Origin of the sequence: Empedobacter sp. UBA3239, from assembly GCF_002362875.1 — a bacterium.
Classification (GTDB): domain Bacteria; phylum Bacteroidota; class Bacteroidia; order Flavobacteriales; family Weeksellaceae; genus Empedobacter; species Empedobacter falsenii_B.
Map to the genome: position 1 here is coordinate 1 of NZ_DEVJ01000008.1, position 8,918 is coordinate 8,918.

The following is an 8,918-nucleotide window of genomic DNA, read 5'->3' on the forward strand; positions in this document are numbered from 1 at the left end:
ATATTAATAATCTAAAAACCAAAAGTATAAAAAATGCACAACGGGTATGATAAGTTAGATGTTTTAAATGTAGCTCATAATATTTTTATTATCAGTAACCATTTCAAGCTTTTTCGTATTTTTGAAGTTAAAGTTTAATGATTAGTTAGAAATGAGAAAATTCACTTTACTAATCTGCTTATGTTTGGTTCAATTAGCTTTTGCACAACGTAAAGGATATTGGCAACAAAAGGTAGATTATAAAATAGATGTTGATATGAAAGAAAAATCATATCAATACGATGGAAAAATGCAATTGAAATACACCAACAATTCAGGTCAAAGCCTGAATAAAGTTTATTTTCATTTATATTTTAATGCTTTTCAACCAGGAAGTATGATGGATAATCGTTTACAAAACATTTCAGATCCTGATAAAAGAATGGCAACAAATATCGGAACAAAAGAAAATCCTAAATATGTTAGCCGTATTTCTGAATTAAAACCAGATCAAATTGGTTATCAAAAAGTAACATCTCTTAAACAAGATGGTAAAGCCGTTTCATATAAAGTAGACGGAACAATCTTAGAAGTTACATTAGCAAAACCAATTGCAGAAGGACAAACTTCTACTTTCGATATGGTTTGGAATGCACAAGTTCCCGAACAAATTCGTCGTTCTGGACGTAATTCGAAAGATGGTGTAGAATTTTCTATGGCACAATGGTATCCTAAAATGGCAGAATTCGATCCAGAAGGATGGCATTTAGATGAATACATTGGTCGCGAATTTTTTGCGCCTTTTGGTAATTTTGATGTCACAATTAACATCGATAAAGATTATGTAATCGGAGCTTCAGGAGAATTACAAGACCCTAATAGTGTAAAAGGTTATGTAAAAAATCCAACAATCAAAACAAAGAATGGAAAAGTAGCTTGGAATTTCAAAGCTGAAAATATTCACGATTTTGTTTGGGCTGCAGACAAAGAATTTATTGTAGAACATGCAAAATCAAAGCATGGTGTTGAGGTATATTTAGTTTACCAAGACAATGATAAATCTTCTGCATGGAAACAAGCAATGCCTTACGCATTAGGTTTCTTCGATTATAATTCTGAACACTTTGGCGAATATCCTTGGAAAACATATTCAATCATTCAAGGTGGTGACGGTGGTATGGAATATGGTACTGCAACTTTAATTGCTGGAGGAAGTAATTTAAATAGCTTAATCGGAACTATTTTCCACGAAGCAGCTCACTCTTGGTACCAACAATTATTTGGTATCAATGAAACATACAACGAATGGTTCGACGAAGGTTTTACATCATATGTAGAGCAAATGGCGCACCTTAATGTTGTAGATAAATTAAAAGTAATGCCTTCTAATCCAAATCCAGATGCCTACAAAGGATATATTAATTTAGCACTTTCTGGTAAAGAAGAACCTGCAAGTTTATTAGCAGACTATTATAATACAAACTATGCATACTCTTTAGAAGCATATTACAAAGGTCAAGTTTTAGCAATTCAATTAGGATATATTATTGGAAATGATAATTTAAACAAAACATTCCTAGAATTCTATAAACAATGGAAATTCAAACATCCATCAGGGAATGATTTCAAACGTGTAGCAGAAGAAGTTTCTGGAATTAATCTTAAATGGTACTTCAACTTATTTATCAATACAACACGCAAAATTGATTACGCTGTAGAAGCTGTAAACGGAAACACAATCACAATTGCAAACAAATCAGATTTTGCAATGCCTATCGATTTGTTGGTAGAATATACAGATGGCTCAAAAGAATTATTCTACATTCCTTTACGTGAAATGCGTGGAGAAAAACCAGCAGAAAACTTAGTAGAATACCAAGGTGCAAAAAGAATTATTTTAGAAGATTGGTTCTGGACAAAACCTACCTATGATGTTAAAGTTTCGAAAGAAGTTAAACAAGTTACCATCGATCCAACAAAACGTTTGGCAGATGTAAACGATAAAAATAACGTATTTACAAAATAATGTTATTAGCAGTAAATATTGGAAATACTAATCTTCGTTTCGCAGTTTTCAAAAGTGAAACGGAGATTATTACATGGACAATCAATTCAAAACCTTATCGTACCGAATACGAATTTTTTGCAAAATTCTCGAACATGTACGAACCTTTCGGAATTGAGAAATATGATATTACAGATATTGTGATTGGTTCGGTTGTTCCACCACTTACAGCAAGTGTTAAGATTGCTTTACAAAAAATTCACAAGTTCAAACCAATGGTTGTGGATCGTAATACACCATCAGCAATCAAGCATAAGTCAAACCAAATGGGAACAGATTTGTATGCGAATGCAGTGGCTGCACATTATCAAAATTATCAAGGTAAAAAAATTGTCATTGATTTTGGAACTGCGTTAACTTTTTTAGGGATTGACGAATCGGCAAATGTCGGTGGAGTAGTGATTGCTCCTGGAATTATAACTGCCTTAAATTCATTGGTAGGAGAAACGGCTCAATTACCAACAGTAGAACTGAAAGCGCCTAAAACTGTTTTAGGATCTGATACAGAATCTTGCATGCAATCAGGAATGGTTTATGGTTTTTTGAGTATGGTTGAAGGAATGATTGATCGTATCAATGCCGAAGAAGGAGAACAATGTTATGTGATTTCGACAGGAGGAGTTGGCGGTGTTTACAAATCGTTGACAGATAAAATTGATATTGATGATCGTTTACACACAATAAAAGGTCTTAAAATATTATACGAATTGAATAAAGATTCGTTTCAGAAATAATTTATTTTTGATAAATATGATTAAAAAGCTCGCTAATTGCGAGCTTTTTTCGTTCTATATCAAATCATTTCTAAAAAATGTTTAATTTTCTGTAACCTTTTTACAAACCTTGAGTCTATTAAGTAAGAAAGCAATTAACACACGTGAAATTATTTGTACTAAATCGAAAAAGTAAAGAAGAAATTTTAGTCGAACGACTAAAAAAGAACGATGCTTTGGCGCAAAAAGAACTCTACGAACAAAACTCCAAAAAGATGCTGAGCGTTTGTAGAAGCTATATCGAAGACATGCATTATGCAGAAGATTGTATGATTAATGGTTTTTGTAAAGTCTTTAATCATATCGAGAAATTTCAAAATAAAGGAAGTTTCGAAGGTTGGATGCGTCGAATTATGGTCAACGAATGTTTAACTTTTTTACGTGCAAATAAAACATTGATTTATGTTGATGATGTAAGAGTTTCTAATTATGATGAAGCAGATGAAGAAGTAGAAGAAACATGGTTAAATTTTAATGTGCAAGACGTGTTAGATCAACTTTCAGAACCTTATAGACTGGTGTTTAATCTTCATATTCTCGAAGATTATTCGCATCAAGAAATTGCAGAAATGCTCAATATTTCGGTATCGACCAGCAAAACGCAATTGTTTCGAGCAAAGGCAAAACTGAAAGAAATTGTTCTAAGTAAAAAGAAAATGACAAATGAAAAACAACGATAAAATATCAAACTATATAAAAAACGATTTAGAAAATCGTGAGCTAAAACCTTCGCACGATGCGTGGGACAGAATTCAGGCTCGTATGGATGTCGCTCCATCACCACAAAAATCAAACTACAAATGGTGGTTATCTGCTGCGGTTGTGGCGTTATTTACAGTTACTACGTCTGTTTATTTATTTACGAATCAATCTAAAAATGATGAACCAAAAGAATTGGTAAATCATCAAGAAAAAAGTAATTCTGAAAAAGTTCAATCAGATTCGAATACAATTCACTCTTCAGAATCTATTTTAGCGAATAATGAAAAGATTGATTCCTCTAAAAAAGAAGTTGAAATTCAGACACAAGAAGAGAAGAAACCAATTCAACATGGTAAAGTTCAAGTGGCAATAAACGAAGAATCTCAACAAGTTGAAATGGCTTTTCCAACGAAGAAAGAAGCTATTGTAGAGAAGAAAGAAGATTTAAAATCAGAAGCTCAACCAAAGAAAAATATTGCAGCTAACACAACATTAGATTCTGTAAAAGTGAACAAAAAGAATAAGAATTTTGTAGATCCAAATATGTTGTTGTATTCGATCGAAAATAAAGAAAATCTAAAGGAGTCAAACCAATCGCGCGTGGTTTCTATCGGCTTCAAATAAAACATTAATATCCCTAAATTAGCAAGATTATGATAAAAAAACTTATCGTAGCAGGATTATTATGCTTATCAGCTACATCACTATATGCTCAAAAATTTACATTTGATTTGAATGAAAAAAATGACGAAAAAATCAGTCCAATTGTAAAAGATCGCATCAGCGAATTTACGTTAGTGATTCGTCAAATTGTTCAGGAAGAAAAATCTGCAATGGAAAAGAAAATTGCGGCAGTTGACAAAGAATTAACAGAAGGAAAACTGAATGCTTCTGAGGCTACAGCGAAGAAAGAAGCGATTGCGAGCGTGTATTCGGGAACGATAAATGATCGTATTCAGGAGGTAAATTTCAATTTAGATGATATCATCAAACAACAAGTTGCATTTTCGATTATGAACGGCGAAGATCCAATTACGCCAAAAACGAAACAAGATGTGACGAAACGTTACCGAATTGCGAATCAAATTAATGGTTATGCTTCTTTTGGATACATGGCGTTTACAGGAAAAAAAGATGAGGAATTGAACAAACACGAGAAGTTTTCGAGCAACATTACAGTAGGTTTAATGTACGAAAGACAATTATCGTTAACAAGTCCTGTTAACTTTTTGGCAGGAGGATTATTTTCGTGGAGAACGTATCGCATCGACGATGATATGCGCTTTAATCGTGATGAAAATGGAAATGTTGGCTTGGTAAAAAGTGATAAATCGTTAGATAAATCGAAATTGCGTTCGGCCTATTTTATGGTTCCGGTTGGATTTAAATACAACTTTTCGAAAGTCAAAAATATTACCGAAGATTTTGCATATCGTCCGCAAGGAAAACACTATATCGCAGCGTATATGTATGGAGGAACGTTGTTATCATCGAATAATATTTACAAAGGAGATGGTGTTCGCAACAAAGAACGTGGAAATTATAATGTGAATAATTTTATCTACGGAGCTGAAATAACAATTGGTTTAGGATTGATTGATGTTTTTGTAAGAAAAGATTTGAACAATTATTTTAAAGATAACACATTTGATAATCGTAAAATGATTCAGTTTGGCATAAATCTTGGAATATAAGAAATATCTCAATCATAGTTTTAGTATTGAAATTTTATAACATAACATTTTTAAAATATAATGAACCTCAGATTTATCTGAGGTTTTTTATTTGTAGAAAAATTTTCTAAATCTGTTCAAAAAAATTGTAAATTAGTACAAATCCAATCAGAGATGGTAAAATCTAAACTTAGTTGGCAAACACTTCTTCTCGTCATCATTTTTCTATTATTAATGATGGTTAACTTTACGTTTGTCAAAGCTTTTTGGTTTGGAGGAAATTTTTGGATAGACGAACCTTTTTTACGCATTGGCGTTTTCATGATTTCTTTACTTGCATCGATGTCTATTTTATACGATTTAACGTTTAATTTGACCTTATTTACGTTAAAAGAAGAAACGTTCGAAATCAGAACAATTTTCAAAAAAGATGAAATTCCATATCGAGCAATTTATTATTTGTACGAAGAAGAAGATATTTTTCGCTTGAATCGCAATCAAATTCTAACTATTCAAACCAAAAAATCAAAGTTCAGATTACGAAGTTTTTTTGATTCAAATTATGATCAAGTAAAAACTAAACTAACCGAAAAAGCAGAACAATACGTTAATTTATTAGCTTAATGATATTAAAAAAACGTCGCTCATAGAGCGACGTTTTAATTATTACTATTATTTTTTAAGTAAATCAAAATGTTTTGTATTAGGACTAAAATTGCAAGCGACGTAAAAAACATAAAGCCAACATAAATGGCAACTTGTTTGTCTTGACCAATTTTTATGAAGATAAAATAAGCCAAAAGCGTTCCCATGATTTGCATCAAAACGGCGCGCCAAGCAATTTTTTTTACAACAGTAGCATCTTTGGTTCTAAATCCAGCAATTCCTTGATAAATTGTCGGAAATATCAACATAATAAATGCGATTATTTTTAGAGGTGTTTCCATTTATACTTTTATTTCTTTCTGCATTTGTTCTACAACTTCGTAAGTCGCAGGACAAATTAGCGTGTTTTTTATGGTAAGATGATTAATTTGATAAAACTTTTTGCGATCTGTATGTGGATATTCACGGCAAGCTTTCGGGCGATCTTCGTAAACCAAACAATAATTTTCACTATCCAAAAACGGACAAGGAACTTGCTGCAAAACGTAGTCGTTATCTTCATCAATTCGTAAATATTTATCAATAAATTGACTTGGTTTGATTCGAAAAACATGCGCTAAACGCTCAATATCTTTTTGTGTAAAAAGTGGACCAGTTGTTTTGCAACAATTCGCGCAAGAAAGACAATCAATACGATTGAAAACATCTTCGTGAATTTCTTCCATTTTCTGATCCAAGTTTTTAGGCGGTTTCTTCTTCAACTTCTCCAAAAACTTTTTGTGTTCGCGTTGTTTTTCTTTTGCTTTCGCAAAATATTCTTCTAAGAAATGATCTCCCATTTTTCTATCTCTCCTTCTTTTACTTCAAAAATCTCCGCGCAATCAACCATTTTAAGGTTTTCAAATTGTTTGAATCGCTCAGGATCTCTTTGTTCTAACTTCTTTAATAAATGGTTGAATTCATATTGCATTTGACCTGTTGTAACCTCAATTTTAATCTTTGTAAAATCAAAATCAATTTTATTTCGGTCAAAATTATATCCTCGTCTTGTGGCTTCGTCCCAAACTTCTGCTAAATATTGATTAATCGCTTCAAGCGGTTTTTCAATTGCTTTGAAACGAGTTAATTGCGGATGATTTTTATAACCTTTTGTATTGCCTTCCAAAACATTTTTTGCCAAGAGCGTTTCACGCCAAAGTGCTACAATTCCTTTTGCATCGAGATATTTCGGATGAATAGACCAAATTCGCATTTGTTAGATTACTTCTCTTTTTTGATCTCTTCTACATTTTTTACACCACGTAATCTGCAAAACTCTTCGATAACATTGTGATGAGAAACCGTTTTATCTTTAAAATAATTGACAAAATATTTCTTTTCTTCTTCAGTTGCTTCTAACTGATTCAAGATATTCATTAAGTGCATTTTCATGTGACCTTTCTGAATTCCAGTTGTAACCAAAGAACGTAATGCACCAAAGTTTTGCGCTAAACCAGCAACAGCAACAAATCCCATCAATTCTTTAGCATTCGGTTTCCCAAGAATTCCCATTGCTAATTTTACTAACGGATGCAAAGCTGTCAATCCACCAATTGTACCAAGCGCAGTTGGTAAATCAATCCAAAAACGGAAAATTCCATCTTTCACTTCGCAATGCGTTAATGAAGAATACTGTCCATCTTTCGCCGCATATGTATGCGCACAAGCTTCTACAGCACGGAAATCGTTACCTGTTGCAATCACAACCGCATCAATTCCGTTCATAATTCCTTTGTTGTGTGTTGTTGCACGATATGGTTCTATTTCTGCAATGCGAACAGCGCGCGAAAACTTTTCTACAAACTCTTCTGAGGTTACATTTCCTTCGGCTAATTGCTCAACAGGACAAGAAACCTCTGCACGAACAATACAATCTGGCGTATAATTCGATAAAATACACATCACGATTTGAACAGAATCTTTTTCATCATCTGTAAAAGTAGAATCAGCTTCTATCTCGTTGCGTAATGTTTTGGCAAATTGCTCTAAACAAGAATTGATAAAGTTTGCACCCATCGAATCCATTGTTTCGAAAGACGCTTTTATTTGATAATAGTTTTCTAAATCAGCAGTTTTATCAATTAATTCCAAAGCTAAAATACCACCACCACGCGCACGCATGTTTTTTGTGATATCATTTGTCGTTTCGATTAATTGATTTTTAATCGTTGTTTCAAATGCATTTTGCAACTTTTCTTTGTCACCTTCGTACATAAAATGAACGTGACCTAATTTTGTTGTGGATAAAATAGTTGTTTTGAAACCACCACGTGTTTGCCAAAACTTTGCAGCCTTAGAAGCTGCAGCAACAACAGACGACTCTTCAACAGTCATTGGAATGGCATATAATTCGTCGTTGATTAAAAAGTTTGGTGCTAAACCAAACGGCATATAGAAATTAGAAACTGTATTTTCTGAAAACTCGTCGTGCAGTTTTTGTAAATCTGCATCATCATTCCAATATTGTTTCATGATTTGAATTGCTTTTTCATCGCCATTCAAATATTCATTGACAACCCATTCAATTTTTCCTTCTTTCGATAATTTCGAAAAACCTTCTACTGCTTGATGCTTCATATTGGATATTTTTTTTATAAGACAAAAGTACAAACGTTTTGAATGTTATAAGATACTTCTTCTGTTTTTTGATTAATTTTTAACGATTTAGTAGAGTAGAGGATTTGGTTAAACACAATAAATATAGAATTAGTTATTGTACTATAACTTTTTGAAGAAAATATCCACTTCAAAATTGATATTCTAAAATATAAAAAACACCTTTTACTTAACATAAAAGGTGTTATAAGAGTTTATCAAAAAGAATTTTTTTAAAACTTTTTAATTACAAGTATATACTCCAGATCTTGAAATGTTTTCTGAGAAAATAGTACCAATTCCTTCTACAAAAATGTTATAGTTTAATACCCCATATGCTGAGTACTGAATATGGTTGTTTATGGTATTAACTGAAGAACCTTGATGATTATATGATATACCAATAGTGTTGCCAGAAATCCAAGAAGTAAGATTACTTCCAGTACAATTGTTAATATTAAAACCTATGGATATCCTAACGAAAGT

Annotated in this window: 11 protein-coding genes; 6 read left to right on the plus strand and 5 right to left on the minus strand. The window is 32.3% G+C overall.

Annotated elements, in window-relative coordinates; genetic code table 11:
- The first annotated feature begins 151 nt into the window (after nucleotides 1-151).
- The 6 genes from B4G36_RS00855 (at nucleotide 152) to B4G36_RS00880 (ending at nucleotide 5,816) form a co-directional block, all read left to right on the plus strand.
- On the plus strand, nucleotides 152-2,005 hold the full coding sequence (locus B4G36_RS00855) for a M1 family metallopeptidase (protein WP_291061294.1): 1,854 nt from the start codon (nucleotides 152-154) through the stop codon (nucleotides 2,003-2,005).
- Nucleotides 2,005-2,778 carry a type III pantothenate kinase gene (locus B4G36_RS00860; protein ID WP_280036254.1) on the plus strand — a complete coding sequence of 258 codons (774 nt, stop codon included), beginning with the start codon at nucleotides 2,005-2,007 and terminating at the stop codon, nucleotides 2,776-2,778. The genes B4G36_RS00855 and B4G36_RS00860 overlap by 1 nt, the downstream gene beginning before the upstream one ends.
- Before the next feature lie 143 nt (nucleotides 2,779-2,921).
- Complete coding sequence (locus B4G36_RS00865; RefSeq protein ID WP_221854706.1) at nucleotides 2,922-3,497, plus strand: RNA polymerase sigma factor; 576 nt, start codon at nucleotides 2,922-2,924, stop codon at nucleotides 3,495-3,497.
- Entirely contained in the window at nucleotides 3,481-4,143 is a 663-nt protein-coding gene (locus tag B4G36_RS00870; RefSeq protein WP_291061298.1) for a hypothetical protein, read from the plus strand. Before B4G36_RS00865 ends, B4G36_RS00870 begins: the two co-directional genes overlap by 17 nt.
- A gap of 29 nt (nucleotides 4,144-4,172) precedes the next feature.
- Nucleotides 4,173-5,213, plus strand: a complete 1,041-nt coding sequence (locus B4G36_RS00875) for a PorT family protein (protein ID WP_291061299.1) — start codon at nucleotides 4,173-4,175, stop codon at nucleotides 5,211-5,213.
- A 153-nt stretch (nucleotides 5,214-5,366) separates the two neighbouring features.
- Nucleotides 5,367-5,816 (plus strand): hypothetical protein, encoded by a 450-nt coding sequence (locus tag B4G36_RS00880; protein WP_147280029.1) that lies wholly within the window; start codon nucleotides 5,367-5,369, stop codon nucleotides 5,814-5,816.
- Nucleotides 5,817-5,851: 35 nt separating this feature from the next.
- On the opposite strand, the gene B4G36_RS00885 is transcribed toward B4G36_RS00880, so the two are convergent.
- The 5 genes from B4G36_RS00885 to B4G36_RS00905 form a co-directional block, all read right to left on the minus strand.
- Nucleotides 5,852-6,139 (minus strand): hypothetical protein, encoded by a 288-nt coding sequence (locus B4G36_RS00885; RefSeq protein WP_125348911.1) that lies wholly within the window; start codon nucleotides 6,137-6,139, stop codon nucleotides 5,852-5,854.
- Nucleotides 6,140-6,637 carry a YkgJ family cysteine cluster protein gene (locus B4G36_RS00890; protein WP_171623750.1) on the minus strand — a complete coding sequence of 166 codons (498 nt, stop codon included), beginning with the start codon at nucleotides 6,635-6,637 and terminating at the stop codon, nucleotides 6,140-6,142.
- Nucleotides 6,619-7,050, minus strand: coding sequence for a pyrimidine dimer DNA glycosylase/endonuclease V (locus B4G36_RS00895; RefSeq protein WP_291061301.1), 432 nt, complete (start codon nucleotides 7,048-7,050; stop codon nucleotides 6,619-6,621). The genes B4G36_RS00890 and B4G36_RS00895 overlap by 19 nt, the downstream gene beginning before the upstream one ends.
- Before the next feature lie 8 nt (nucleotides 7,051-7,058).
- Nucleotides 7,059-8,432 (minus strand): hydroxymethylglutaryl-CoA reductase, encoded by a 1,374-nt coding sequence (locus tag B4G36_RS00900; RefSeq protein WP_291061305.1) that lies wholly within the window; start codon nucleotides 8,430-8,432, stop codon nucleotides 7,059-7,061.
- 243 nt (nucleotides 8,433-8,675) lie between these two features.
- The coding region (locus tag B4G36_RS00905) for a hypothetical protein (RefSeq protein WP_291061303.1) at nucleotides 8,676-8,918 on the minus strand (243 nt) is incomplete at its 5' end.

Excerpts from the sequence above, each read along its gene's own strand:
- B4G36_RS00855 (WP_291061294.1), top strand. The coding sequence starts at position 152 with ATGAGAAAATTCACTTTACTAATCTGCTTATGTTTGGTTCAATTAGCT.
- B4G36_RS00860 (WP_280036254.1), top strand. The coding sequence starts at position 2,005 with ATGTTATTAGCAGTAAATATTGGAAATACTAATCTTCGTTTCGCAGTT.
- B4G36_RS00870 (WP_291061298.1), top strand. The coding sequence starts at position 3,481 with ATGAAAAACAACGATAAAATATCAAACTATATAAAAAACGATTTAGAA.
- B4G36_RS00875 (WP_291061299.1), top strand. The coding sequence starts at position 4,173 with ATGATAAAAAAACTTATCGTAGCAGGATTATTATGCTTATCAGCTACA.
- B4G36_RS00880 (WP_147280029.1), top strand. The coding sequence starts at position 5,367 with ATGGTAAAATCTAAACTTAGTTGGCAAACACTTCTTCTCGTCATCATT.
- B4G36_RS00885 (WP_125348911.1), bottom strand. The coding sequence starts at position 6,139 with ATGGAAACACCTCTAAAAATAATCGCATTTATTATGTTGATATTTCCG.
- B4G36_RS00890 (WP_171623750.1), bottom strand. The coding sequence starts at position 6,637 with ATGGGAGATCATTTCTTAGAAGAATATTTTGCGAAAGCAAAAGAAAAA.
- B4G36_RS00895 (WP_291061301.1), bottom strand. The coding sequence starts at position 7,050 with ATGCGAATTTGGTCTATTCATCCGAAATATCTCGATGCAAAAGGAATT.